The following is a 24,110-nucleotide window of genomic DNA, read 5'->3' on the forward strand; positions in this document are numbered from 1 at the left end:
AGAACGACGCAAGGAGCCCACCCGATGAGCGAACAGTTCCTCTACACCACGCCGCTCGACGCGCGCGCGAAGCCGCTGATCGAAGGCCTGACCTTCGAGTACGACAGCCGCTACGGCGACGTGATGCGCGAACCGGGCCAGCCGCGCGAGATCGATCGCTATCCGGCCCAGGTGTTCTCTCCCGCACAGGGCGGCAACTTCGTGCTGCTGCTGCGCGACGGCGTGGCGATCGGCGGCGGCGCGTTCATGCGGCATGACGAGCGCACTGCCGAACTCAAGCGCGTGTGGACGCATGCAGACCTGCGCCGGCAGGGCCTGGCCAGCAAGGTGCTCGCCGAACTCGAAGCGCAGGTGCTGCGCCAGGGCTACGAGCGCATCTACCTGACGACCGGCTTCCGCCAGCCCGAGGCCGTGGGCCTGTACCTCGGCCATGGCTACACGGCGCTGTTCGAGCCGCCCATCGACCCGGAGACGCCGCGCAAGCTGCCTTTCGAGAAGTACCTGGACACCGGGCGGCAGCACGCCCGCGCCACTTCGGAGCAACTGGTCGGAGCGGCACAGCGATGAACACCACCGTTCTCGACGCCGGCGCCGAGCCGCGAAACCCTGCGCCGGTGCGCGCGCCGCAGCCGCAGCGTTCTTCCGCGCCCGCGGCGCCCCCGGCCAATGGCGACTACTCGCACTTCCGCATCGTGCCGGCCCGCTACCCGGCGCGCACGGCCGGCACCATCTTCGCGGTGCTGGTCATCGGCATCGTGCTGCATTCGACGCTCACCAACCCGCGCTGGGGCTGGGGCGTGTTCGCCCAGTGGTTCTTCGCCGAGCCGGTGCTGCAGGGCCTGGGCCGCACGCTGCTGCTGACGGCGCTGGGCGCGCTGCTGGGCTTCTTCTTCGGCACCGCGCTGGCGCTGGCACGGGTGTCGCGCTCGCCACTGCTGGCGCGGCTCGCGTGGGTGTTCACCTGGATCTTCCGCTCGGTGCCTGTGATCGTGCTGCTGCTGATCATCAACAACCTGGGCTACCTGTACGAAACGGTGACTCTGGGCATTCCGGGCACCGACGTCACCTTCTTCTCGTACCCGACCACGCAGCTCATCAGCCCCTTCGTGGCGGCGCTGCTGGGCCTCACGCTGAACCAGGCGGCCTTCGCCTCGGAGATCGTGCGCGGCGGCATTCTTTCGGTGGAGCAGGGGCAGCTGGAGGCGGCGGCTGCGCTGGGTCTCTCGCGCGGGCGGCAGTCCTTCCGCATCGTGCTGCCGCAGGCGATGCGGACCATTCTGCCCACGGCCTTCAACGACATCATCGGGCTGGCCAAGGGCACTTCGAACCTCTACATCCTGGCGCTGCCGGAGCTGTTCTACACGATCCAGATCATCTACAGGCGCAACCTGGAAGTGATTCCGCTGCTGATGGTGGCCACCGTGTGGTACCTCATCATCCTCACCGTGCTGTCGGTGGTGCAGCACTACGTGGAGCGGCATTTCTCGCGCGGGGCACTGCGCAATCCACCGAGTTCGCGGCTGGGCCGCGCGGTGAGCAGCCTGTGGCGCCCGAAGGCTTCGCGGCCGGCCCCCGTGGTCGACACGCCTGCCACTGATGCGCCCGCGCAGGTCGTGCCGCGCTGGACCGACCCGCTCACGCAGGGCGGAGAGGTCAGGATCCACGGCGTCTCGAAGAGCTTCGGCGCGCTCAAGGTGCTCGACGAGGTGACGCTGACCGTGGGGCGGGGTAGCGTGACCGTGATCCTCGGCCAGTCGGGCTCGGGCAAGTCGACGCTGCTGCGTGCCATCAACCACCTGGAGCGGGTGGACGACGGCTTCATCTCCATCGACGGCGAGCTCATCGGCTACCGGCGCGACGAAGACACGCTCTACGAGCTGCACGAGCGCGACATCCTGAAGCGCCGCGTCGACGTGGGCATGGTGTTCCAGAACTTCAACCTGTTCCCGCATCTCACGGTGCTGGAGAACATCGTCGAGGCACCGGTGTCGGTGCGCGGCCTGTCGCGCCCCGAGGCCGAGGCGCTCGCTTCCGAGCTGCTGGTGCGCGTGGGCCTGGGCGACAAGACACATGCCTATCCGAGGCAGCTCTCCGGCGGCCAGCAGCAGCGCGTGGCCATTGCCCGCGCGCTGGCGCTCAAGCCGAAGGTGCTGCTGTTCGACGAGCCCACTTCGGCGCTCGACCCCGAGCTGGTGGGCGAGGTGCTGGCCGTCATCAAGGAGCTGGCGCGCTCGGGCACCACGCTGCTCATCGTCACGCACGAGATCGGCTTTGCCCGCGAGGTGGCCGACACCATCGTCTTCATGGAGCGCGGCCGCATCCTGGAAACCGGCTCGCCCGACAAGGTGTTCAACGCGCCGGAGCATCCGCGCACGGCCGAGTTCCTGGCCAAGGTTCTCTGACCCGGTCCTCTCTTTTCTTTCACCGCACAGACCTTCATGACCCATCGACGAAATATCCTGTCCGTTCTTGTTGCCGCGCTGCTGGCACCGCTGGCCGCCACGGCCCAGCCCGCCCCCGACCTGAGCCCCGAGCAGCCCGGCCGCCCGCGTGCGCAGAAGATCGACGAGGCCGTCCGGCTCGCGAAGGACTTCAAGTTCCAGAAGGAGGGCGTGCTCGTCGTAGGCACCACCACCGGCCGGCTGCCGTTCGCGGCCTATGCGACCGACACGAAGACGCCGGTGGGCAATGCGCCGGACATCGCGCAGCTCGTGGCCGACAGCCTCGGCCGCAAGCTGGAGCTGGTGTCCACCGCCTGGGCCGACTGGCCGCTGGGCCTGCAGTCGGGCAAGTTCGACGTGGTGGTGTCGAACGTGACGGTGACGGAGGAGCGCAAGGAGAAGTTCGATTTCTCGACCTACCGCAACGACCAGATCGGCATCTACGTGAAGTCCGACAGCAAGCTCGGCGCCATCAAGGAGCCCAAGGACATCGCGGGCCTGAAGGTGATCGTGACCGCCAGCACCAACCAGGAGCAGATTCTTCTGCGCTGGAACAAGCAGAACCTTGCGGCCGGACTGAAGCCGGTCGAGATCCAGTACTACGACGACGATGTGGTGCAGCGCCTGGCGATCCAGTCGGGCCGCGTCGATGCCTACGTAGGCCCGAACGCCATCGCGGCCTACGAGGCACGCGACGGCAAGACGAAGCTCGCGGGCGTGTTCTCGGGCGGATGGCCACAGACCGCCGAGATCGCCGTCACCTCGCGCAAGGGCTCGGGCATTGCGGAAGCCGTCACGCTCGCGCTGAACACGCAGATCAAGAACGGCAACTACGCCAAGGCGCTGTCGCGCTGGAGCCTGGAGTCGGAGGCCATCGCGGCGTCGCGCACCAATCCGCCGGGCCTGCCGAAGAACTGAGCGATGGCCATGACTTTCTTCAAACACACATCCATCGTCCGGGGCCTCGTCCTTGCGCTCGCATTCGTGGCCGGTGCGGCCCACGCCGCTGCCGACAAGTTCGACTTCAGCCCCGAGCAGAAGGGCCGCCTGCGCGGCCAGAAGGACGCCGAGGCGGTCAACGCGATTCCGCCCAGCTTCAAGTTCGTGAAGGAGGGCGTGCTGACCATCGGCATCGCGCCCTTCGCGCCGCCGATCTCGACCTACGCATCGGACGCGAAAACGGTCGTCGGCTTCGACCCCGACTTCGCGCTGCTCGTCGCCGACGCACTCGGCCTGAAGCTCGAACTGCATCCCATCGCCTGGGCCGACTGGCCCCTGGGCCTGAGCTCGGGCAAGTACGACGCGGTGATCTCCAACGTCGGCGTGACCGAGCAGCGCAAGGAGAAGTTCGATTTCTCGACCTACCGCCTCGGCCTGCACGGCTTCTACGTGAAGACCGACAGCGCCATCAAGTCGATCAGGGAGCCGAAGGACGTTGCGGGCCTCAAGCTGACGACGGGCGCCGGCACCAACCAGGAGCGCATCCTGCTGGAGTGGAACCGGCAGAACGTCGCGGCGGGCCTGAAGCCGGTCGAGATCCAGTACTACGACGACGATGTGACGCGTACGCTGGCGGTGGTCACGAAGCGGGTAGATGCGAATTTCAATCCCAACGCGCCGCAGGCCTACGAGGCCGCGAAGAACGGGCAGATCAGGCTGGTGGGCACCGTCAACGCGGGCTGGCCGCTGAAGTCGGACGTGGCCATTGCCACGCGCAAGGGCAGCGGGCTCGCGGTGGCACTGACCACCGCGACCAGCAACCTGATCCGCAACGGCACCTACGGTAAAGCGCTCGCGCGCTGGAGCCTGGCCGAAGAAGCCCTGCCGAAGTCGGAAACCAATCCGCCCGGCCTGCCGAAGTTCGCGCCGTGAGCAGCATTCGCCATCTCGCCTTCCTGACGCCGGGCAACTACGCCGAGGCCGATCCGCTCGCCGGCCTCGAAGCCGCGCTGAAGCTCTTCGAGTTCGGCGAGAAGCACGGCTTCAATAGTGCCTGGGTGCGCCAGCGCCACCTGGAGCGCGGCGTGTCGTCGGCCGCGACCTTCCTGGCCGCCCCCACGCAGCGCACCCGCCGCATCGAATTGGGCGCGGCGGTGATCCAGATGGGCTACGAGAACCCGTTCCGCCTCGCCGAAGACCTGGCCACGGTCGACGTGCTCTCGCGCGGCAGGCTGCAGGTGGGCCTGAGCGCGGGCGCGCCGCTGCACGGTGTCTTGCTGGGCAATCGCTTCCACGACGCGGCGCCGAACACGGTCGACTACAGCCACAAGCGCGTGGGGAGGCTCAAGGCCAACCTCGAAGACACGCTGCTGGGCGACGAAGAAACCTTCGTGGAGTCGGCCGGCGGACGCGTGCGCCCGCGCGTGCAGCCCTATGCGCCGGGCCTGACGGGGCGCCTCTGGTACGGCGGCGGCTCGCTGCGATCGGTCGAATGGGCGGGGCGCAACGGCTTCAACCTGCTGCTGGGCAACGTGCTCACGGGCGAGAACACCGACGACTTCCTGCAGGCGCAGCTCGGCCTCGTCGAACGCTATAAGGTCAGCGAAGCGGATGCCGGCAAGGGCCGGGTGGCGCTGGGCCGCGTGATCGTGCCGCTGGACGGCGCCGATGCCGCAACCCGCATGCGCTACCGCGAGTTCGCGGCAGGACGCGCCGAGCGCACGCTGGCCCCGCAGGGCGAGCGGCGCACGCTGTTCGCGAGCGATCTTGTCGGGACTTCCGACGAGATCCTGGAGCGCCTGCGCCGCGACCCGGTGCTGCCGCTGGTGAGCGAGCTGCGGGTGGAGCTGCCCTACAACTTCGGCAGCGAAGACTACGAACAGATATTGACCGACCTGTCCCGCCGCATCGCGGCGGAACTCGGTTGGCGCGCGCTTTGAGTTCGAGGAGGAAAACGGGGAAGCAAGAGTAGGTAGGAGTTGAGTTCGAGGTGAGTCGGAGTCGGGTTGCGTTCCGCGCGATTCGACGGACGGCTTTGGGCGGGCCCTCGGGCCCGCTTTTTTTCTTCAGCTTCCGGTCGCGGATGCACCTAGCAGGAAATCGGTGACCTCATCCGAGAACACATAGCGCCGCCCGCCGATGAGCACGCTGTCCGGGCTCTCGGGGTCCGGCTGTGCGGTGGGCATGCCGTGCGCTACCAGAGCTTCGGCGCAGCCCAGCCAGTCGCCTTCGCCCTCCGGCTCGTTGCACGAGGCCCATGAAAGGCCGCCGCAGGCGTTGTCGCCGAAGCCGTGCCGCTCTTCCCAGCTGGCACCGTGTTCCAGCAGGAAGCGCACGAGGCCGGCGTCGCCGCGGAAGACGGCTTTGTTTAGCGCTGAGGCGTCCCAGTCGCCGCCACGGGTGGCGATGGGCCAGCCTAGCCTGACCATCAGCTTCACCGCGTCGGCACAGCCTTGTGCGGCGAGTTCTGGCAGCAGGCGCAGCTGTGCTTCGGAGAGCAAGCCGACGATGCCCGGGTGCGCCGACTGGATGCCGCGGGCCGCGGCTTCGTCGCCTTGTGCGCAGGCGGCGATGAAGGCTTCGTCCACCGGGATCGGGGTGCCGCCGCCGGCCTTCTGCAGGAGGCTGGCGACTTCGGGCAATCCGAAGCGCAGGGCGGCTGTGTAGGCGCTCGTGCCGTCGGATGTGGTGGCCGAGGGATCGGCGCCTGCCGCCAGCAGCGCCTCGATGTGCGCGGGTGACTTGCGCCGGCGGATGGCCCACAGCAGCGGCGAACCCCAGTCGCTGGTGGGCGGGCCCATGGGCGGCTCGTTCGCATTGCCGCCGTGCGCGAGCAGCAGGCGCAGGGTCTGCACGTCGTCGAGGTCGAGCACGCGGTAGAGCGCGTTCGTGCCCGCGACGCGTGCTCCGGCTTCGAGCAGCAGCTTGGTGCAGGCCGGAGTTTCGAGCGAGTGGTAGAGCGATTCGCCATCGTTGGGATCGGCGCCCGCGTCCAGCAGCAGCCTAGTGAGCACGGCATCGCGGTTCTGGCCGGCTGCGCCGTAGAGCGCGGACAGGCGCTCGGATTCGTCGGGCGCGGCAAGCGATGCCGGCGGCCAGCGGTTGCCTGCCGACTGATTCGGGTCTGCGCCTGCGTCGAGCAGCCGCTTCGCGCAATTGCGCAGGCGCTCCTGGTAGTCCGGCAGCTGGAGCAGCCCGGAATGGGCGACCGCGACGAGGGGAGGAAGCGAGAGCGAGCCTCCGGCACGATTCACCCAGCCTGCGTCGCGCTCGATGGCCTGGCGGATCGGTGCCTCGTTGCCTATCGCACAGGCGAGGATGGGGTCGTCGCCCAACAGGCCGGGGCTTTCCTCGAGCAGGCGCAGGGCCAGGGCAGGCCGTGCGCGATTCACGCCTCCGGCGATGTCGCCCGCGTAGACGAGGCGCAGCCATTGCAGCACGGCCTTCGCCGGATCGTCCGCCTGCGAGCGGCGCGCAAGAACGAAGCCTTGCAGGTCAGTCCACGAAACGAATCCGTACTCGCGCGCGATGCACGACTGCGCGTCGTGCAGCCGCAGGCCGAGGGCCGCAATGGCGGCATCGCTCTTGCCCGCTGCGGCCGGAAGGGCTTCGCGGAAACGCGTGGTGGCAGTGGGATCGTTGCTTCGGTAGAGAGCAAGCAGCTCCTTGGCTTGCTTCTTCAGATGGCCCAGGTCGGGCCGGGCGGGCATGCGCTTCATTCGAACCTCCGTGCATCAGACGCCGTCGGCCCGCAAATCCGGCTGCACAAAAGGCGTGTGGATCGGCAAATGAAGGCAAGTGGGTTCAACCCTTCCCGCGGGCCCGGGCGCGGCTTGCACCGCGGCGGCGATGTTAGGGCACGGGGTGTGCGAAGGTCAATGAGCGGAACGGCCAAAGCACTGCGGCTAAAGTGGCACGCTGTTGCCTGCCATCGCACATCCAATCTCCGCACGGACACCCGACACCATGCTGCCCAGATTCCTCCAGCGTCTCGCTGCACGCCTCACGGGCTCGGCGCCTCCACCCGAACCGCCGGCGAAGGGCGCCGCAGCGACATCGACATCGACATTGAAGAAGGGCGACGTACTCGCCTACAGGAACGCAAACGCCTGGCGGACCGTCTGGGTTCTCGAAGTCGATCCGTGGCCCGACGGAACATCGGTGGCCCACTGCCTGAGCTACCAGCAACTGGACGAGAAGCCCACCCTGGAATCGCTGAAGCACGCCGAGGTGCTGATATGGCATTCGCCCATCGACGTCGACGGCGTGAGCCAGGGCAGCGAACTCATCGGCAACCGGCAGCCCGCCGAGGACGATCTGGTCGGCTTCGCCGAGTACCTGAAGCTCACCGACTTCCCGAGGTATCTGGAGCTGATGGGCCAGGACGGCCAGGAGATCGTGCGCCAGGCCAACGCGCACTACCTGCGCGGGAACGAGCTCTGCGAGCAGGGTCGCAAGGAGGAGGGCATTGCAGAGTACGACGCGGCCGTGGAACTCTTTCCGCTCTTCTTCGAGGCCATCGACAACCGGGCCTTCACGCGCATGGAGCTCGGCAATTTCCAGGAGGCGCTCTACGACTTCGAGCAGTCGCTGCAGGTGAACCCCGATGGAGAGGCCGCCTTCTTCTCGAAGGGCGAATGCCTCATGCGGCTTGGCGAGCTGGCGGCGGCGGAGGCCATCTTCGCCGAGGGCATGGAGCGCTTTCCGGGTAAGAAGGCGCTCTTCGCCGAGTTCCTGGGGCGCGTGCGGGCGCAGCAGCGCTCGGGAAACAAGTAGCTGGCAACAAGGCAGTCGCCTAGCGCGCAGCCTCGGGCCGCAGCTGCTCCCTGAGGATGCGCCGTATCTCCAGGATCGCCAGCGGGTTCTCCTGCACGCTGTGCGCCGACGGAATCACCAGCTCGGAGGCCGCGCCGTCCAGGTGCGCGCTGGCGTAGGGCACGATGCCGTCGCTGGAGAGCGCCTGCGCCACGCCGGGCGTGTCGTTGCCGATGATCGAGTGGAAGCGCACGCGCGGGTTCATCGGCAGGCCCGACGACAGCCGCACGAAGGGATCGCGGTCGCTCAGGTTGTCGATGCTGTTGGGTATGCGCAGCGTGCCCTGGTCCTGCCGCGCGGGCGCGATGCGGATCAGCTCGCGCGAGATGTCGCCCAGCTGCCCGAGCATGGCCACCGGCAGGGTGATAAGGTTGGCCACCCAGCGCGAGATGCGGTTGTTGGCGAAGTCGGTGCCGCGGTGCGGCGAGGCGATGAAGATCGCGTCGCTCACCTGCGGCAGCGGCTCGAAGCGCAGGTAGGGCGCGAGCTTTTCCTCCATGCGTCGCTGCTGCGCGCCTTGCATCGGATGGCTCGCGAGCAGCGCCTCCCAGAGCTTGTCTTCCGACGACGACACCATGAGGCGCGACAGCACGCCGCCCATGCTGTGGCCGATCAGCGTGATGTTGTTGGAGGCCACGGCCTTGCCCGTCGGGTCGAAGTGCGCGAGCGTCTGCGTGACGGCTTCGCGGATCGCGAAGTTGTTGATCGGCAGCGGCGCGTTGGTCGGGTAGTAGACCTGCCAGATCTGGTAGCGGCGGCGCAATGTCTCGTCACCCAGCACCTCGTTGGCCACGTTGATCCACGCCTCGGGGCTGCTCGCCAGACCGTGCAGCATGATGACCGTGCGGCGGTTCGGGTCGTAGGGCTGCATCAGGTAGATGCGCGGCTGCGTGAGCCCCTCGGTGCCGCCGAAGAGGCTGCGCAGCGCCTGCAGCGCGAAGTCGGAGCGCGCGAGCCACAGGCCGTAGCCCGAGGTGAAGTTGGCGGCCAGCGGCACTTCCTGACCGGCGAGCTGCACGTTGGCGGTGCGGTATGGGTCGTAAGCGGCGATGCGCAGCGTGCGCGTGCCCAGAACCTCGCCGAGGCTGGCGCCGTCGAAGAGCAGCAGCGCGGTGACGGCGGGGAAGGGCATCTCGCGGTAGGGCGGGCGCGGCTTCTGCTTCTGCTTCTCCGCGGGATCGGCCTGCTGCCTTGGCGCTTCGTCGTCCGTGCGCTTGTTGCTCGCGGCCACCAGCTCAGCGCCGAAGCCGTCGCGCCGGTAGGTATTGCGCAGGCCCGAGAAGGTCAGCGAGGCGGCGGGAATCAGCTCGTCGGGCAGTGGCGTGTCGGAGGGCAGGCGCAAGCCCGAGACGTCGGTCTCGATGCGCCAGTCGCCCACCTTCGGCATCTCGGGCTCCGCGCCGCTGCGCGAGCCCGTGCGCTGGATGTCCCGGTACAGGCCGGTGATGGCCTGCTGCACCGCGTAGTTGTAGTAGTCGCGCACCTGCGTCTGCCGGTCCTCGAAGGCGCGGTCGCGCGGCTTGCGGGCGGTGAAGAACAGGTAGGCGTAGGCGTGGCGTGCGGTTTCGAACCAGGCCTCGATGGCAGCGGCATCGGCGGCGCCGCCGCCTTTCTCCGCCGCGAGCGCTACCTGCAGCCAGACTTCGGACAGCGCGGAAAGGCGCTGTTCATCGCTCAGCCCCGAGGAGTCGGCCAGTGCGTTGCGGCATGCCTGGCCGTCCTTGCGGCAGATGTCCGCGTCGGAGCCGATCACCCGAAGCACTTCCTGCGCGGAGGTGCTGAGCCTGCCGGTGGTGAGCACGTCGCCCCTGCGCTGGGCGAGGTATTCGGCCGGGGAGATCGAGCCGACCGTCACGCCCGCGCAGCCGGCCAGCAGCGCGGCGGCGCACGCGAGCGCGGGCAGGGAGGCGACAAGGCGGAATGCGCCTTTCATTGCGCCGCTCCCGCATTGGCCGTCGTGCCCGGCAGCCCTTGCCGGATCGCCTGCGAGAAATTCGCGGCCGGCGTCTTGTCCGCGGCGAGGGCGCGGTCGGTAATGCGGCCCGCCGCGCGCAGCGCTTCCATGCTGTAGCCGGGCGCGAGGCCGCCCACGTCGAAGAGGTAGTCGGGCAGGTAGCCCGAGGCCAGCAGCCGCCAGTCCATCGGCAGGCCGGGCACGATGCGCCTGGCCAGCGCGTAAACGATGGTCGTGCAGTTCGCGGTGAGCGTGTTGTAGAAGCTGGGCTCGCGCGCCAGCGCGGCGCTTTCGCCGAGGTAGGCGAGGAAGAGCGAGCGCATCTCGGCCCGGGGCAGGCTCACGCGGTACATGTAGACGTCCTCGCCGCGCACGTTGGTGCGCACGCGCAGGATGTCGTGCTCGTCGGCCGCGATCAGGCTGTTCTCGAACTGCCTGAAGAAGCCGCCGATGGACGAGAAGGCCTCGCCGCGCTCCTTGCGTATCTCGATGGAGAAGGTGAGGAACCGGCCATCGTCGAAGCCGAAGGACACCAGCGTGTGCGCGATGGCGGGGCCGCTCCAATAGGAGAGCGACACGTCGACCGTGCGCAGCCGGTCGAGGTCGTACTCGCGCGTTTCCCAGCGCTGGGTGTAGTCGGTGTCGCTGCGCCACTCGAAGTTGCGCACGTTGTCCAGCGTGACCACGCTGCCGTCGATGTGCGAGCGCAGCTGGCGCGACACATCGTCGGCCCACACGCGGTTCTGCGACGGCAGGATGGTGCTCCACCAGACCAGCAGCAGCGCGAAGCCGGTCGCATAGGAGAGCAGGGCGCGCGCAGCCCGCCTGCGCCACGTCAGCGCGATGGCCGCGAGGCCGAAGGCGGCCCAGAGCACGCCCGCGCCGATCTTCACCGCGGCCGGCCCGGGGAACTGGTACCAGAGCGCGAGGCAGGCCCAGAGGCAGGTCGAAAGCACGATGAGCGACAGCAGAATGCGGCCGACGTGACGCAGGAGCGTTCGGATCATGAAAGGCAAAACCAGGAATGCGACCCGCCGAGCTTACGACGGGCGTCCATGGCTACAGCATGTAGGTCACGAGCTTGAAGTCCGGGTCTTCCGGAAAGGGCTTCACCGTGAAGCCCAGCCGGCGCACCAGCTTCAGCATGTCGGGGTTGTTGGCCAGCACCAGCCCGTCCATCTCGGCGAGGCCCTTGTCGCGGGCCACGTCGATGATGCTTTCCATCAGCCGCGAGCCGATGCCCTTGCCGCTGAACTCGTCGGCCACCACCAGCGAGAACTCGCAGCTGGTCTGGTCGGGGTTGGTCACGTAGCGCGAGACGCCCACGATGCGCTCGCTCTCGAGCACGGTGCCGTCGGGCGATACGCTGCGCTCCATGATCACCGCCACCAGCGCCATCTCGCGGTCGTAGTCGATCAGCGTGAAGCGAGAGAGCATGGTCGGCGGCAACTCGTGGAAGCGCGAGACGAAGCGGAACCAGCGGCTCTCGGGCGACAGGCCCTGCACCAGCGCCTGCAGCATCTGCGCGTCGTTGGGATGCACCGGCCGCACGATGTAGGTGCCGCCGCCCGTGCCCGCCAGCGGCCATTCGCGCCGGTAGCGCGCGGGGTACGGCATGATGGCCAGGTGCTGGTAGCCGTTGACCGCGTTGCCCACGTGGGCAGCCACCGCCTGCGAGCTGCTGCCCACCACGATGCGCGCGTCGACCGAGATGGCGCCGTTCTCGTCCACGATGATCGGGTTGATGTCCATCTCGCGCAGCTCGGGCAGCTCGCACACCATTTCCGACACGCGCAGCAGCAGGTCTTCGAGCGCTTCCATGTCCACCGAATGGGCGCCGCGCCATTCGCCCAGCGTCTCGGCCACGCGCGAGCGCTCGATGAGGCGGTGCGCAAGAAACTGGTTGAGCGGCGGCAGCTCCATCGCGCGGTCGTTCAGCAGCTCGATCATGGTGCCGCCCGCGCCGAACACGATGACGGGGCCGAAGGGCTCGTCGGTGACCATGCCCACGTAGATCTCGCGCCCGCGCCGCGCGCGCACCATCTTCTGCACCGTCACGCCGTTGATGCGCGCCTCGGGTGCCAGGCGCGCCACGCGCTCCATCATCTCGACGTAGGTGTCGCGCGCGCCGGTGCCGTTGAGCACGTTGAGCGCCACGCCTTCCACGTCGGACTTGTGCGGGATGTCGGGCGAATCGATCTTCAGCGCCACCGGAAAGCCCAGTTGCGTCGCGATCATCATCGCCTCGCTCGGGCTGCGCGCCAGCAGCGTGCGCGTGATCGGAATGTGGAAGGACGATAGCAGCGACTTCGACTCCATCTCCGTGAGCACATGGCGCCGCTCGGCCAGCACGCTCTCGATGAGCAGCCGCGCGCCCTCGATGTCGGGCTTGGCCAGTGCCGACAGTGGCGGCGGCGTCTGCTGCAGCAGCTGCTGGTTCTGGTAGAAGGCCGCGATGTTGCCGAAGGCGCCCACGGCAGCCTCGGGCGTGCGAAAGCTCGGGATGGTCGCCTCGGCCAGCACCGAGCGCGCCTTGCCCACGGAGGAGTCGCCCATCCAGCAGGCCAGCAGCGGCTTGTTCATCGGCCGCGGAATGTCGGCCAGCGCCTTTGCCGTTGCAGCTGCGTCGATGCCGGCCTTGGGCGAGAAGATGGCGAGCACGCCGTCGACCTGGCTGTCGGACGAGGCCGCGTCGATGGCTGCGCGATAGTGCGCCGGCTGTGCTTCTTCCGACAGGTCGATCAGGTCGGCCAGCGAGGCGAGCGGGGGCAAGGTGGGCTGCAGCACCTTCTGCGCGGGTGCGGAGAGCTTGCCGAGGTCCAGCCCGATCTCGTTGATCCAGTCGGCCGCCAGCACGCCGGGCCCGCCGCCGTTGGTGACCACGGCCAGCCGCTTGCCGACGGGGCGGTAGCGCGAGGCCAGGCACTTGGCGGCCGAGAACAGCTCGACGAAGGAACGCACGCGCACCGCGCCGGCCCGGCGCAACGCGGCATCGAACACGTCGTCGCTGCCCACGATGGCCGCGCTGTGCGTCTGCGCGGCCTCGTTGCCGGCAGGCTTGCGCCCGGCCTTGAGCACCACCACCGGCTTGGCATGCGAGGCCGAGCGCAGCGCGCTCATGAAGCGTCGCGCGTCGGCAATGCCTTCGAGGTAGATGATGATGCTGTGCGTGGCCTGGTCGTTGGCGAGGAAGTCGAGCACCTGCGGAATGTCGACCGAGGTGTGCGGGCCCAGCGACACCACGCTGGAAAAGCCCACGCCGTTCTGTCGCGCCCAGTCGAGCATCGAGGCCGTCAGCGCACCCGATTGCGCCACCAGCGCGAGCGGCCCGCTGCCGGCCAGCGGACCGGCCACGCTGGCGTTGAGATGCAGCAGCGGCCGCTGGAAGCCCAGCGAGTTGGGCCCCAGCAGGTGCACGCCCTCGCGGCGCGCGATCTTGCGCCACTGCGACGCCTGCTCGGCGCCGATGCCGCTCGAGAGAACCACCGCCGCCTTGCAGCCGATGCGTCCGGCGATTTCAAGCGCGGCCGCCACGTCGCCCGGCGCCAGGGCGATGAGCGCGAGGTCGGCATGGGTCTGCGCCAGTTCTTCGAGCGTGCCCTTGGTGCGCACGTCCAGGAAGCGCAGTGTTCCGTCGAAGCGCTGCGCGCGGAAGGCCTCGCGCAGCGTGTGGCCTGCCGGCGTCTGTCCGCCGGGACCGTCGGCATTGCCGACGAAGGCGACGATGGAAGCGGGCGCGAAAAGCGGGGTCAGGAAATGCTTGTCCATGCCCCGAGTCTGCACCGTTCGGACGCTGCTGTGCAGCATGGCGGCACTGCTCGGCGAATGGTCAGGACGGGTTAAGAACGCAGGGCTATAGTCAGGCTTCCATGCAAAAACGTATCGGCGTGATCTTCGTCTCGCGACGAAATTCATTGCGCAGCATCCTGGCAGAAGCGTGCCTCACGCACCTGGACCCGAAGCGGTTCTCGGTATCTTCCTGCGGCCAGCCCGGGCAGGTCGCCCGCGAATTCCATCCCGCCGCCATCGCCGCGCTCAAGAGCGCGAGCATTCCCTTGCCGAACCGGCAACCGCGGGGCTGGGACGAGCTCGCGCGCGCCAATGCCCACGCCGCGGACTTCGTCATCACGCTCGACGAATCCACCGAACCGCGCCAGCCCTCATGGCCCGGCCAGCCCGATGCGGCGCTGTGGGCCTACCCCGACGTGCTCGACGGCCGCGACCCCGACAGGGTCGCGCACGACGCGGTGCAGATGCTGTTCTCGCTGCGCCGCCGGCTCGAACTGCTGGTGAGCCTGCCGATGCAGGGGGCGGACCGGTCGGCCGTGCGGTCCGACGTGCGCGACCTGGGGTACATGCGCTAGCCGCTCCCGCCGGCCGGAGCGGGCTCACTCCAGCGTGAACCCGATCTTCAACGTCACCTGCCAGTGCGCCACCTTTCCGTCGACCACATGACCGCGCGTCTTGGTGACGTTGAACCACTGGATGTTGCGCACCGTCTCGTGCGCCTTCGCGATGGCGGTCCGCACCGCATCTTCGATGCCGGTGGGCGAGGAACCGGTGAGTTCTAGCGTTTTGTAGACGTGGCTGGACATGGGCTGTCTCCTTCGGGGTTGAGGGGATGGACTGATCGATCGATTGATAGCAAGGGGCCCGGAAGAACATCGTAGTCCCGTTGCGGACACAGGTGTCAGTGGACGTACCCGCCCTTGACGAAGCGCACCGGTTCGGCGTCCATGCGCGCGATGAGGGCGCCGAGGCCGTCGGGCGGCAGCGGGCCCTCTCCGGGCTTCGCGGAGGGCTGTTGTTCGGTGCGGCAAAGAAGATCGTCGTCGCTCCACGCGCTCTTGCCGGGTTCGCCGCGTGCGCGCAGCCAGCCGTCGCGGTCCACGATGAACTGCGTGCCCGCCAGTTGCGTTGTCGCGGCGACGAGCGAGAAGGCCGCCCACGCGGCGGGCGAGGTGGCGATGCAGTCGGCCGACTGCGGCGCCACCTCCGTGGACTGAGGCGCGAGCAGCACGGTCACGAGGCGCGGATCGTCGGGTAGCGGCGATGCCTCGCGGCCAGGCTCCGACGCGATGATGCGCAGGCGCTGGCCGCGCCAGCTCGAAAGGCTGCGCGGTGGCTTGTCGCCGCATTGCACCGTCACATCCGGCGGCGCTATGGGCTGGGCCCAGAGACCGGCCGCGCGCAGGCTCTCGCCGGCGCCCTGGGCTTTCATGAAATCGATCAGCGCCCATGCGTCCGCGTCGCTCAGCGCGGTGCCGAAGCCGGGCATGGTCTGCGCACCACGGCGGTCGCGCATGCCGTTCATTACATGCCACAGCAGGTCGCCATCGGCGCGCCGCCACAGCAGCGGACCGCCCAGGTCTGGAGGCCACACAGCCTGCGCCGAGGCCAGCGGCCCGTGGCCCCGGCCATTGGTTCCGTGGCAGGCGGCGCACTGTGCCGCGTACAGCGTGCGGCCGCGCTCGATGCTGTCGGCGGTGAAGCCGGTGGGCGATGCGTGGAAGCTGGTTGGGTACGCAGGTACAAGCACCACGCTGGCCTCCGGCCATGGTGCCAATGCCGCCAGCAGCGCGGCTCCGGTGGCAAGCCATACGCGGCGCCGGCGCCAGAGCAGCGCGACCAGCAGGACAAGCAGCGCCACGGCAAGCACCACCAGCGTGAGGCCGAGCCGCCGGGCCTGTCCGACGTCGATCAGCAGGTTTTCGCCGGATAGCCGTTGCGCCCACGGCCATGCCGGCTGCCCGTGCGATTGCCCGGACAGCCCCAGTGCATCGAGCACGCGAAGAAGCCAGAGCTGCGCGCCCTGCAGCAGGCCGATCAGCAGATTGAGCCAGCCGGCCTCGGGAGGCGGACCGCTCATCTCTTCAGTTCACCACGTCGCATCGAGCCCCAGGTGCCTGAGCGCCTCGTGCCGCAACTCGGCCAGCTTCGGATCGCCGCGATGGCGCGGGTAAGGCAGCTCGACCACCAACTCCGCCGCGATGCGCGCGGGCCGGTCGCTCAGCACGATCACGCGGTTGGCGAGGAACAGCGCCTCTTCCACGTCGTGCGTAACCAGCAGCGCCGAGAAGCCGGCCCGCTGCCAGAGATTGACCAGCTCGCTCTGCATCGCGATACGCGTGAGCGAATCGAGCTTGCCCAGCGGTTCGTCGAGCACCAGCAGCTGCGGATCGTTGACGAGCGCTCGCGCCAGCGCCACGCGCTGCGCCATGCCGCCGGAAAGATGGTGCGGAAAGGCTTTCGCGAATTCGTTCAGGCCCACGAGCTTGAGCGCCTCGTCGACCCGGGCGCGCTGCTCCTTCAGCACGCCGCGTGCCTGCAGGCCCAGTGCCACGTTGTCCCACACGCTGCGCCAGGGGTAGAGCGTCGGGTCCTGGAAGACGACGATGCGCGACGGATCGGGCCGCGAGATCGGCTCGCCGTTCTGCGTGATGGCGCCGGTGGTCGCGGGCTCCAGCCCGGCCACCAGCCGCAGAAGCGTCGACTTGCCGCAGCCGCTGGGCCCCAGCAGCGCGACGAACTCGCCGGGGCGTACCTGCAGGTCGATGCCGTCGAGCACCTGCAGCACGCCGCCGGACACTTCGAACCAGTGGCTGACGCCGCGTATGCCGATATGGGCCCCGGCGCCCGTGGTTGGTGCAGGGGCGGGCGGAAGCACTGCGTTCGGGGTCGTCTCGGTCACCATTTCACGGTTCCCTTCTGCCACGACAGCACGCGGTCGCGAACCTTGAACAGCAGCGTGATGAGGCCCGAGCACAGTGCCGCCATCACCAGCAGCGCCGCGTACATGTTGGCGTAGGCGGCCCAGCCCTGGGCCCATTGCAGATACCAGCCAAGCCCGGCCTTCACGCCCATCATCTCGGCGGTGATGAGCACGGAGAACGATGCTCCCAGACCCATGAAGAGGCCCACGAACACCTGCGGCAGCGCCGCCGGGATCGCCACGCGCAGCACCAGGAAACGTTCAGAAGCACCCAGCGTGCGCGCCACGTCGTAGTAGCTCTTGTGCACCGAGGCCACGCCCGACCAGGTGAGCACCGCCACCGGGAAGAAGGTGGCCAGGCCCACGAGGAACACCGCCGCCGAATAGCTCGAAGGCGCGAAGAAGAAGGCCAGCGGCAGCAGCGCCGACGCGGGCACCGGCCCGAGGAAGCGCAGCAGCGGATGCACCCAGTACCCCGCGATGCGCGACCAGCCCACGGCCACCCCGGTGCCGAAGCCCACCAGCGCGCCCAGCACGAAACCGTTGGCCAGCAACCGCAGCGAATGCACGGTCGACAGGCCCAGGCGCTGCCAGTCCTCGTGCACAACGTCGATCAGGCTCTGCGGCGGCGCGAAGAAAGGCGAGGGCAGCACGCCGAGCTTGGCGGTGGACACCTCCCACAGCGCGAGGCCCACGGCCAGCGCGACAAGCCATTGCCCGGCGGGCCGCAGCGTGCGGATCAGCCGCCCGGTGCGGCCACCCAGCAGCGCGATCGCCAGCAAAAGCACGGCGACCACCAGCGTCGCGATGCCGAACTCCTGCGTGAAGGCCCAGTCGCTGAAGCCGGCTTCCTTGTTCGGCCACAGCAGCGTGAGCAGGCCCAGCGCGACCCATGCGGCAGAGGCGAGCAGGCCCGTGCTCCAGATGCCTGCGGGGGCGGCCGGACGCCGCGGCTGTGCCTGCGATTGCTCTTTGGCGGGCCGTGCGGCGCCTCCTTGCAGCACGCTGCGGCGCGAGGGGGGCAAATGATCGAGAGCAAGGGTCATTGCAGGCTTCTTCTCCGGAAATACGAAGCTGCGAGTGTTGGCGGACCATGGCGGCGCGGCCAACGAAGGAATGCGGCTATGGATATGCGCGCAGCTACTTTCCCTTGGCGGTGCTGCTGCCGAAGCTCTCGGCGAGGAACTCGACGACGGCCTGCACCCGCGCCGTGCGCCCCTTGCGCGTCGGCACCAGCAGCGTGACCGGCGCGCTGTCGAACTGCCAGTCGTCCAGCACGCGCACCAACGTGCCGCGCGCCACGGCATCGGCCGCGTCCCATTCGGAGCGCAGCACCAGGCCCAGCCCCTGTTCGGCCCACTGGCGCGCCACGCCGCCGTCGTTGGTGACGTACGCGGGGGAAATGCGCAGGGTCTCGCGCCTGCCCTTGGCGGCCGCCGCCCGGCCCGCGGGGCGCAGGTGCCACAGCGTCACGTCCTCATCGTTCTCGCGGATGCAGATGCAGTCATGTGCAGGAATGTCGCGCGGCATGCGGGGCACGCCGCGCTGGCGCAGGTAGGCGGGGCTGGCGCACAGCCAGCGCTCGTTGGCGCTCAGCGTGCGCGCTACCCATGACGAATCGCGCACCGTGCCGATGTGGATCACCGCGTCGGCGTCGTGCCGGTCGGGCCACGGGGTCTCGCGCAGGTCGAGCTGCACGCCCAGCCCCGGGTGCAGCCTGGCGAAGCGCGCGAGCATGGGCGCAATGTATTGGCGGCCGTAGCCGAAGGGCGCGGCGATGCGCAGCGTGCCGGTGAGGCGTCGGTCGTCGCGCTGCATCGATTCGCGCAGTCCCTCGATCTGCCCGAGCAGCGCAGCCGCCTCGCGCGCGAAGCGCTCGCCCTCGGGCGTGAGGCTCAGCTTGCGCGCGGTGCGGGTGGCCAGCGACAGTCCCAGCGCGGCCTCCAGCTTGCGCAGCCGCATCGACAGCGCCGGCGGCGTAACGTCCAGCGCCCGCGCCGCCGCGCTCAACGATGGCTCGCGCAGCAGGGCGGCAGCGAGCTGCATGTCCTCGATCTGGATCGTCGTCATTAACTTGTGCTTAACGATTGATGACTCCGCATTGAAGCACAGGCATGGCCTCGAAACGTACAGTCGCAGTCCATGCAATCCTCCAACGCCTATCCGCGCGCAGTGCTCTTCGACCTGCTCACCGCGCTGCTCGACTCCTGGACCGTCTGGAACGCCGCTGCCGGCTCCGAGGAGAAAGGCCGCACCTGGCGCGCCGAGTACCTGCGGCTCACCTACGGCTGCGGCGCCTACGTGCCCTACGAACGGCTCGTGAAGGAGGCTGCCCGCAACACCGGCATGCCCGGCTCCGCCACCGACGCGCTCGAAGCGCAATGGGACACGCTGCCCGTGTGGAGCGGCGCGCGCGAGTTGCTGCTGGCGCTCAAGCCGCACTGCCGCCTCGCCGTGGTCACCAACTGCTCCAGGCGCCTGGGCCACCGCGCGGCGGCGCGGCTGGGCATCGATTGGGACGCGGTCGTCACCTCGGAGGAAGCCGGGTTCTACAAGCCCGATCCGCGCCCGTACCGCGTGGCGCTCGAACGGCTTGGGGTGGAGGCGCATGACGCGGCCTTCGTCGCCGGCTCGGGCTACGACATGTTCGGCACTTCGGTAGTGGGCCTGCGCACTTACTGGCACAACCGGGTCGGCCTTGCACTGCCGCAAGGAGCGCCGTCGCCCGAGCTTCAGGCGCCGACGCTCGCACCGGCGCTGCCCTGGCTGCAATCCTTCGAAAAGAAATGACGAGTTCCAGAATGAACACCCTCGCCACCATCGACACGCCCGCGGCCCTCATCGAACGCACGCGCATGCGGCGCAACATCGAACGCATGCAAGGGCACATGAACGAACTTGGCGTGCGCTTCCGACCGCATGTGAAGACCAGCAAGTGCATCGAGGTCGCCAAAGCCCAGCGCGAGGCGGGAGCGCAGGGCATCACCGTCTCCACGCTGAAGGAGGCCGAACAGTTCTTCGCCGCAGGCTTCACCGACATCCTTTATGCCGTCGGCATGGCGCCGCACCGGCTGCCGCATGCGCTGGAACTGCGCCGGCGCGGCTGCGCGCTGGGCATCCTCACCGACAGCGTGGCCTCGGCCAGGGCTATTGCCGAGTTCGGCCGCGCGAACGGCGAGGCCTTCGATGTGCTGGTCGAAGTCGATACCGACGGCCACCGCAGCGGCATCAAGCCGGAGGAAGACGCGCTGCTCGAAGTCGGCCGCGTGCTGCACGAAGGTGGCATGCGCCTCGGCGGTGTGCTGACTCACGCGGGCTCCAGCTACGAGTTGGATACGCCCGAGGCACTGAAGGCGATGGCCGAGCAGGAACGCTCAGGCTGCGTGCGCGCCGCGCAGCGGCTGCGCGCCGCGGGCCTGCCGTGCCCGGTGGTCAGCGTGGGTTCCACGCCCACCGCCCTGGCTGCGGATGCGCTGGACGGCGTGACCGAAGTGCGGGCCGGCGTGTACGTTTTCTTCGACCTGGTGATGCGCAACGTCGACGTGTGCACCGAGGACGACATCGCCCTGAGCGTGCTCACCACCGTTATCGGCCACCAGGCCGACAAGGGCTGGGCCATCGTCGACGCAGGCTGGATGGCGATGAGCCGCGACCGGGGGACACAGAAGCAGAAGCGGGACTTCGGGTACGGGCAGGTGTGCGATGCGCAGGGACGGGTGCTCGATGGCTATGTGCTCATGGGTGCGAACCAGGAGCACGGCATTCTTTCGCGGGAGGGCGAGGCGGATGCGGACATCGCGGCGCGCTTTCCCGTGGGCACGCGGCTGCGCATCCTGCCGAATCATGCCTGTGCGACGGGGGCGCAGTTTCCGGAATATCAGGCGTTGTCGGAAGACGGATCGCTGACGACCTGGAGCCGTTTTCACGGCTGGTGAGGCGTGGCGCTGCGGGCTTTTCCGGCATCTAACGCCGGCGATACACGGTGGAGTTCGACGCCGTAGGCATTGCCCGCTCGTCGTGCGAGGCCCGGTGCAATTCGATCTGGCCCAGATGGTCCAGCACCCATGTGGCCAGGTTCATGAGAGGCGACGCGAGCGAGTGACCCAGTTCAGTCAGCGCGTATTCGACCTGGGGAGGCACGGTGGGATGAACCGTTCGCGTCACCATGCCGTCGCGCTCCAGGGCCTTGAGCGTTCGCGTCAGCATCTGCTGCGATATCCCGCCGATCAGCCGCTTGAGTTCATTGAACCGACGCGGCTTCTGTTCGAGCATCGTGATCGCGAGGATGGTCCACTTGTCGCCCATTCGGCCGAGCATCTGGTTCACCTTCCGGCAGTGCTCGTTCGTACCGGGCTCGTCGGGTGGGGCAGGCATATGCATGTGACTAGGCCTCAAACATCTGCGTTCTTGTCATTGTGACGGTCAATCTCAATCATCTGGTCATCGAAACATACCACCTGAAGGAATACCAGATGACTGCAAAGAAAACCCTCGCAATCTTCGGCGCAGGCTCCGGCCTCGGCACCTCCCTGGCCAAGCGTTTCGGTCGCGAAGGTTATCGGATCGCCCTCGTCGCGCGGCGCGCCGAGCCGCTGGAGGCATTCGTCGCCGAACTCGCCCGGGCAGATATCGAGGCCGCAGCGTTTCCGGCCGACCTCACGAAGATCGACGGAATTCCCGCGCTGGTCCGATCCATCGAGGAGCGGTTCTCGAGCGTGGACGTCGCCGTCTACGCTCCCGCGCCTTCCGACGCCAACTTCGTACCCGCGGTCGAACTCGATGCGGCGAAGCTGCAGGCCATGGCCTCGATCTTCATGCTCTCGCCCATCGAGGTATCGCACGCCGTACTGCCGGGCATGCTGGCCCGGGGAGACGGCGCGATGATCGTCGTCGGAGGCCTGGCCGGTGTGGTTGCCATTCCCGGCATGAGCGGCGTCGGCCCCGCGATGGCTGCCGCGCGCAACTACGTCCTCACCCTCAATGCGGAATTGGTCCTGAAGGGCGTCTACGCGGGTACGGTGAGCATCGGCGCGGTCATCGATCGTTCGACGGGGCTGCGTGCGATGACCGCCTCGGGAGCGAAGCTCGATCCAAGGTTGCCGGTGCTCGATCCCGACGACATCGCAGAGGAGATCTGGAGCCTCGCCACGAAACGCGACCGCCCCGAATCGATCCTGCCGCCACTTCAGCCGGCATGAACGAGGAAGGCCAGACGTACATGCTGCGAATAGACCTCTATACCGAGATCACCTGCCCCTGGTGCATCGTCGGCCAGTACCGGCTCGACAAGGTACTTGCACAGGGCTTTGCCGGCCTTGCGGCGGACATCCGCCACCATCCGGTGCTGCTGATGCCCGATGCGCCTGCGTCAGGAACCTACATTCCCGATCTGCTGCGCTCGCGCCACGGCATCACCGATCCGGCAATTGCGTTTTCACGTGTCGAGTCCGAAGCGCGATCCTCGGGACTCGAGCTCGACCTGCGTCGCCAGCCCTGGGCCTTTCCCACGCAGGCAGCCCATGCGTTGATCCTTGCCGCCGGGGAGCGAGGCTTGCCCCAGCATCGGTTGGCAGTCGCCATCACGCAGGCGTACTTTCTCGGCGCAAAGAACATCGGCAATGCCGATGTGCTTGCGGCCATCGCCGTGGATCACGGATTCGATCGGATGGAGGCAAGGGCGATCGCTGTCGACCGCGCCTGGCACGGGCGAGTCGAAGAGGCGGCGAGGAGAGCTGCCGTGGCGGGTGTCCGGTCGGTTCCCCATTTCGCCTTCGGTCCGGGCATCGTGTTGCGGGGTGGACGAAGCGAACAAGAGATCGCCTCATGCATCCGGGAGGCACTGGGCGGCGTCGCCGTTTCCTGAGCGCTCGTTCAGTACGACTGCTTCTCGACCACCCGCCGCACAGTCCGCAAGGCACTGCGCAAACCGTCCAATCCAACCGACCCCAACGCCAGCCGCAGTGCATGCGGCACATGCTTCGACGTAGCGAATGGCTCGGCCGGGGACACCGAAACGCCTTCACGCATCAGCGCCGCGGCAACGAGGTCGGCCCGCGTCTCCTCCGGCAGCGGCAGCCACGCGAAGTACGACGACGGATGCCGAATGCATCCCGTCCCGGCAAGCACTTCGCCGACGATGGCTTGCCGCGCAGACGCGTCCTGCCGCTTCTGCGATTCGAGCCGCTCGACCGTGCCGTCTTCCAGCCATGAGCACGCGATGGCGGTGGTCACGCCCGGTGTACACCACGTCGTGGCCCGGATCGCACGTTCGAGCTTCGGCACCCACGCATCGGGCGCGGCGACGAAACCCACGCGCAGCCCGGTCGCGACGTTCTTGGAGAGACCCGAGACATACACCGTCGTCTCGGGCGCCAGCGCAGCCAGTGGCGCGGGCGGATCGTCGGCCAGGAAGGCATAGGCCGCGTCCTCGATGACGAGCAGCCCGTGCCGCCGCGCGATGGCAACGAGGCGCTTGCGGCGGCTCGTGCCCATCACCCAGCCCAGCGGGTTGTGCATGGTCGGCATGGCGTAGATGGCCCGCACACGCCGCCGCGCGCACAGGCGCTCCAGCACGTCGAGGTCGGGCCCCTGGCCGGCAGCGGGCAGGGGCGCCAGTTCCAGTTTGTGCGCCTCGGCCAATACCTTGAAGCCGGGGTAGGTGAGGGCGTCCACCGCGACCACGTCGCCGGGTTGCAGCAGGGCCATTGCGGTCACGGCCAGTCCATGCTGCGCGCCGTCGACGATCAGCACGTTGGATGGCTCCACTGTCAGCCCTCGCGAGGCGAGGTGCCGGGCGAAGCAGGCGCGCTCATGTATCCGTCCGCCGTGGGGTGCGTAACGCAACATGGCGTCGAGTTCGCCGCCGGCCGCGAGCTGGCGCAGTGCGCCGCGCAGCAGTTCGGCCTGTCCGGGCAGGGCGGGGTAGTTGAAGTTCAGGTCGACCAGGTCCGCCGGCAGGGCGCGCTGCTCGGCGCCGGGGCCCATGCGCAGCGACGCTTCGCGCACGAAGGTGCCGCGGCCGACCTCGCCGCTGACGAGGCCCATGGCTTCCAGCTCGGCGTAGACGCGCGACGCGGTGACCAGCGCCAGCCCGTGGCGTTCGGCCAGCTTGCGGTGCGTGGGCAGGCGGGTGCCGGGTGGCAGGCGGCCGTCGCGGATTTCGGCGGCAAGTTCGTCGACCAGTTGCTTGTAGCGCGCTTCGGCCATCGTGAGCTCGATGTATCCATGACAATTCTTTGATTGTATTGAT

At 68.4% G+C, this 24,110-nt stretch carries 22 protein-coding genes; 11 read left to right on the forward strand and 11 right to left on the reverse strand.

Annotation, left to right across the window (positions count from 1 at the left end; translation table 11 throughout):
- Nucleotides 1-24: 24 nt before the first annotated feature.
- From ABL843_RS15185 to ABL843_RS15205, 5 genes are read left to right on the forward strand one after another with little or no spacing between them, the layout of a single operon-like run.
- Nucleotides 25-567: a GNAT family N-acetyltransferase gene (locus ABL843_RS15185; RefSeq protein ID WP_418120376.1), complete on the forward strand. Its 543-nt coding sequence runs from the start codon at nucleotides 25-27 to the stop codon at nucleotides 565-567.
- Nucleotides 564-2,402: an amino acid ABC transporter permease/ATP-binding protein gene (locus ABL843_RS15190; protein WP_418120377.1), complete on the forward strand. Its 1,839-nt coding sequence runs from the start codon at nucleotides 564-566 to the stop codon at nucleotides 2,400-2,402. The genes ABL843_RS15185 and ABL843_RS15190 overlap by 4 nt, the downstream gene beginning before the upstream one ends.
- 36 nt (nucleotides 2,403-2,438) lie before the next feature.
- Complete coding sequence (locus ABL843_RS15195; RefSeq protein ID WP_418120378.1) at nucleotides 2,439-3,359, forward strand: ABC transporter substrate-binding protein; 921 nt, start codon at nucleotides 2,439-2,441, stop codon at nucleotides 3,357-3,359.
- A 3-nt stretch (nucleotides 3,360-3,362) separates the two neighbouring features.
- Nucleotides 3,363-4,313: an ABC transporter substrate-binding protein gene (locus ABL843_RS15200; protein WP_418120379.1), complete on the forward strand. Its 951-nt coding sequence runs from the start codon at nucleotides 3,363-3,365 to the stop codon at nucleotides 4,311-4,313.
- Nucleotides 4,310-5,320: an LLM class flavin-dependent oxidoreductase gene (locus tag ABL843_RS15205; protein WP_418120380.1), complete on the forward strand. Its 1,011-nt coding sequence runs from the start codon at nucleotides 4,310-4,312 to the stop codon at nucleotides 5,318-5,320. The genes ABL843_RS15200 and ABL843_RS15205 overlap by 4 nt, the downstream gene beginning before the upstream one ends.
- Nucleotides 5,321-5,446: 126 nt before the next feature.
- On the opposite strand, the gene ABL843_RS15210 is transcribed toward ABL843_RS15205, so the two are convergent.
- On the reverse strand, nucleotides 5,447-7,099 hold the full coding sequence (locus ABL843_RS15210; protein ID WP_418120381.1) for an ankyrin repeat domain-containing protein: 1,653 nt from the start codon (nucleotides 7,097-7,099) through the stop codon (nucleotides 5,447-5,449).
- A gap of 247 nt (nucleotides 7,100-7,346) precedes the next feature.
- Here ABL843_RS15210 and ABL843_RS15215 point away from each other — a divergent pair, with 247 nt between their 5' ends.
- A complete protein-coding gene (locus tag ABL843_RS15215) occupies nucleotides 7,347-8,156 on the forward strand; it encodes a tetratricopeptide repeat protein (protein WP_418120382.1) in 810 nt (269 codons plus the stop codon).
- A 19-nt stretch (nucleotides 8,157-8,175) separates the two neighbouring features.
- Here ABL843_RS15215 and ABL843_RS15220 read toward each other — a convergent pair whose 3' ends face one another.
- Genes ABL843_RS15220 through ABL843_RS15230 form a run of 3 tightly spaced genes read right to left on the reverse strand, consistent with a single transcriptional unit; the run spans nucleotide 8,176 to nucleotide 13,917 of the window.
- The gene (locus ABL843_RS15220) at nucleotides 8,176-10,128 is read right to left on the reverse strand and encodes an esterase/lipase family protein (RefSeq protein ID WP_418120383.1); all 1,953 of its coding nucleotides are present in this window, start codon (nucleotides 10,126-10,128) and stop codon (nucleotides 8,176-8,178) included.
- Nucleotides 10,125-11,156, reverse strand: coding sequence for a DUF4105 domain-containing protein (locus ABL843_RS15225; protein ID WP_418120384.1), 1,032 nt, complete (start codon nucleotides 11,154-11,156; stop codon nucleotides 10,125-10,127). The genes ABL843_RS15220 and ABL843_RS15225 overlap by 4 nt, the downstream gene beginning before the upstream one ends.
- A gap of 52 nt (nucleotides 11,157-11,208) precedes the next feature.
- On the reverse strand, nucleotides 11,209-13,917 hold the full coding sequence (locus tag ABL843_RS15230; RefSeq protein WP_418120385.1) for a GNAT family N-acetyltransferase: 2,709 nt from the start codon (nucleotides 13,915-13,917) through the stop codon (nucleotides 11,209-11,211).
- 101 nt (nucleotides 13,918-14,018) lie between these two features.
- On the opposite strand from ABL843_RS15230, the gene ABL843_RS15235 reads away from it, so the two are divergent.
- Entirely contained in the window at nucleotides 14,019-14,513 is a 495-nt protein-coding gene (locus tag ABL843_RS15235; RefSeq protein WP_369662379.1) for a low molecular weight phosphatase family protein, read from the forward strand.
- Between the two features lie 24 nt (nucleotides 14,514-14,537).
- On the opposite strand, the gene ABL843_RS15240 is transcribed toward ABL843_RS15235, so the two are convergent.
- The 5 genes from ABL843_RS15240 to ABL843_RS15260 all read right to left on the reverse strand — a co-directional run bounded on the left by ABL843_RS15240 (nucleotide 14,538) and on the right by ABL843_RS15260 (nucleotide 18,931).
- Nucleotides 14,538-14,744: a dodecin gene (locus ABL843_RS15240; protein WP_418120386.1), complete on the reverse strand. Its 207-nt coding sequence runs from the start codon at nucleotides 14,742-14,744 to the stop codon at nucleotides 14,538-14,540.
- Nucleotides 14,745-14,839: 95 nt separating this feature from the next.
- The gene (locus ABL843_RS15245) at nucleotides 14,840-16,018 is read right to left on the reverse strand and encodes a c-type cytochrome (protein ID WP_418120387.1); all 1,179 of its coding nucleotides are present in this window, start codon (nucleotides 16,016-16,018) and stop codon (nucleotides 14,840-14,842) included.
- A 9-nt stretch (nucleotides 16,019-16,027) separates the two neighbouring features.
- Nucleotides 16,028-16,843 (reverse strand): ABC transporter ATP-binding protein, encoded by an 816-nt coding sequence (locus ABL843_RS15250; protein ID WP_418120388.1) that lies wholly within the window; start codon nucleotides 16,841-16,843, stop codon nucleotides 16,028-16,030.
- Nucleotides 16,837-17,907, reverse strand: coding sequence for an ABC transporter permease (locus ABL843_RS15255; protein ID WP_418120389.1), 1,071 nt, complete (start codon nucleotides 17,905-17,907; stop codon nucleotides 16,837-16,839). Before ABL843_RS15255 ends, ABL843_RS15250 begins: the two co-directional genes overlap by 7 nt.
- Before the next feature lie 94 nt (nucleotides 17,908-18,001).
- On the reverse strand, nucleotides 18,002-18,931 hold the full coding sequence (locus ABL843_RS15260; RefSeq protein ID WP_418120390.1) for a LysR family transcriptional regulator: 930 nt from the start codon (nucleotides 18,929-18,931) through the stop codon (nucleotides 18,002-18,004).
- A 72-nt stretch (nucleotides 18,932-19,003) separates the two neighbouring features.
- On the opposite strand from ABL843_RS15260, the gene ABL843_RS15265 reads away from it, so the two are divergent.
- Nucleotides 19,004-19,651, forward strand: coding sequence for an HAD family hydrolase (locus ABL843_RS15265; RefSeq protein ID WP_418120391.1), 648 nt, complete (start codon nucleotides 19,004-19,006; stop codon nucleotides 19,649-19,651).
- Nucleotides 19,652-19,662: 11 nt separating this feature from the next.
- Nucleotides 19,663-20,796: a DSD1 family PLP-dependent enzyme gene (locus ABL843_RS15270; RefSeq protein ID WP_418120392.1), complete on the forward strand. Its 1,134-nt coding sequence runs from the start codon at nucleotides 19,663-19,665 to the stop codon at nucleotides 20,794-20,796.
- 28 nt (nucleotides 20,797-20,824) lie between these two features.
- Here the strand turns inward: ABL843_RS15270 and ABL843_RS15275 are convergent, their stop codons facing one another.
- Nucleotides 20,825-21,178: a winged helix-turn-helix transcriptional regulator gene (locus ABL843_RS15275; protein ID WP_418120474.1), complete on the reverse strand. Its 354-nt coding sequence runs from the start codon at nucleotides 21,176-21,178 to the stop codon at nucleotides 20,825-20,827.
- 98 nt (nucleotides 21,179-21,276) lie between these two features.
- On the opposite strand from ABL843_RS15275, the gene ABL843_RS15280 reads away from it, so the two are divergent.
- Both ABL843_RS15280 and ABL843_RS15285 read left to right on the forward strand, forming a co-directional pair.
- On the forward strand, nucleotides 21,277-22,059 hold the full coding sequence (locus ABL843_RS15280) for an SDR family NAD(P)-dependent oxidoreductase (RefSeq protein WP_418120393.1): 783 nt from the start codon (nucleotides 21,277-21,279) through the stop codon (nucleotides 22,057-22,059).
- Nucleotides 22,056-22,724 carry a DsbA family oxidoreductase gene (locus ABL843_RS15285; RefSeq protein WP_240650484.1) on the forward strand — a complete coding sequence of 223 codons (669 nt, stop codon included), beginning with the start codon at nucleotides 22,056-22,058 and terminating at the stop codon, nucleotides 22,722-22,724. The genes ABL843_RS15280 and ABL843_RS15285 overlap by 4 nt, the downstream gene beginning before the upstream one ends.
- An 8-nt stretch (nucleotides 22,725-22,732) precedes the next feature.
- Here ABL843_RS15285 and ABL843_RS15290 read toward each other — a convergent pair whose 3' ends face one another.
- The gene (locus ABL843_RS15290) at nucleotides 22,733-24,067 is read right to left on the reverse strand and encodes a PLP-dependent aminotransferase family protein (protein WP_418120394.1); all 1,335 of its coding nucleotides are present in this window, start codon (nucleotides 24,065-24,067) and stop codon (nucleotides 22,733-22,735) included.
- Nucleotides 24,068-24,110: the final 43 nt, after the last annotated feature.

The organism is Variovorax sp. 350MFTsu5.1 (genome assembly GCF_048302515.1).
GTDB lineage: Bacteria > Pseudomonadota > Gammaproteobacteria > Burkholderiales > Burkholderiaceae_C > Variovorax > Variovorax guangxiensis.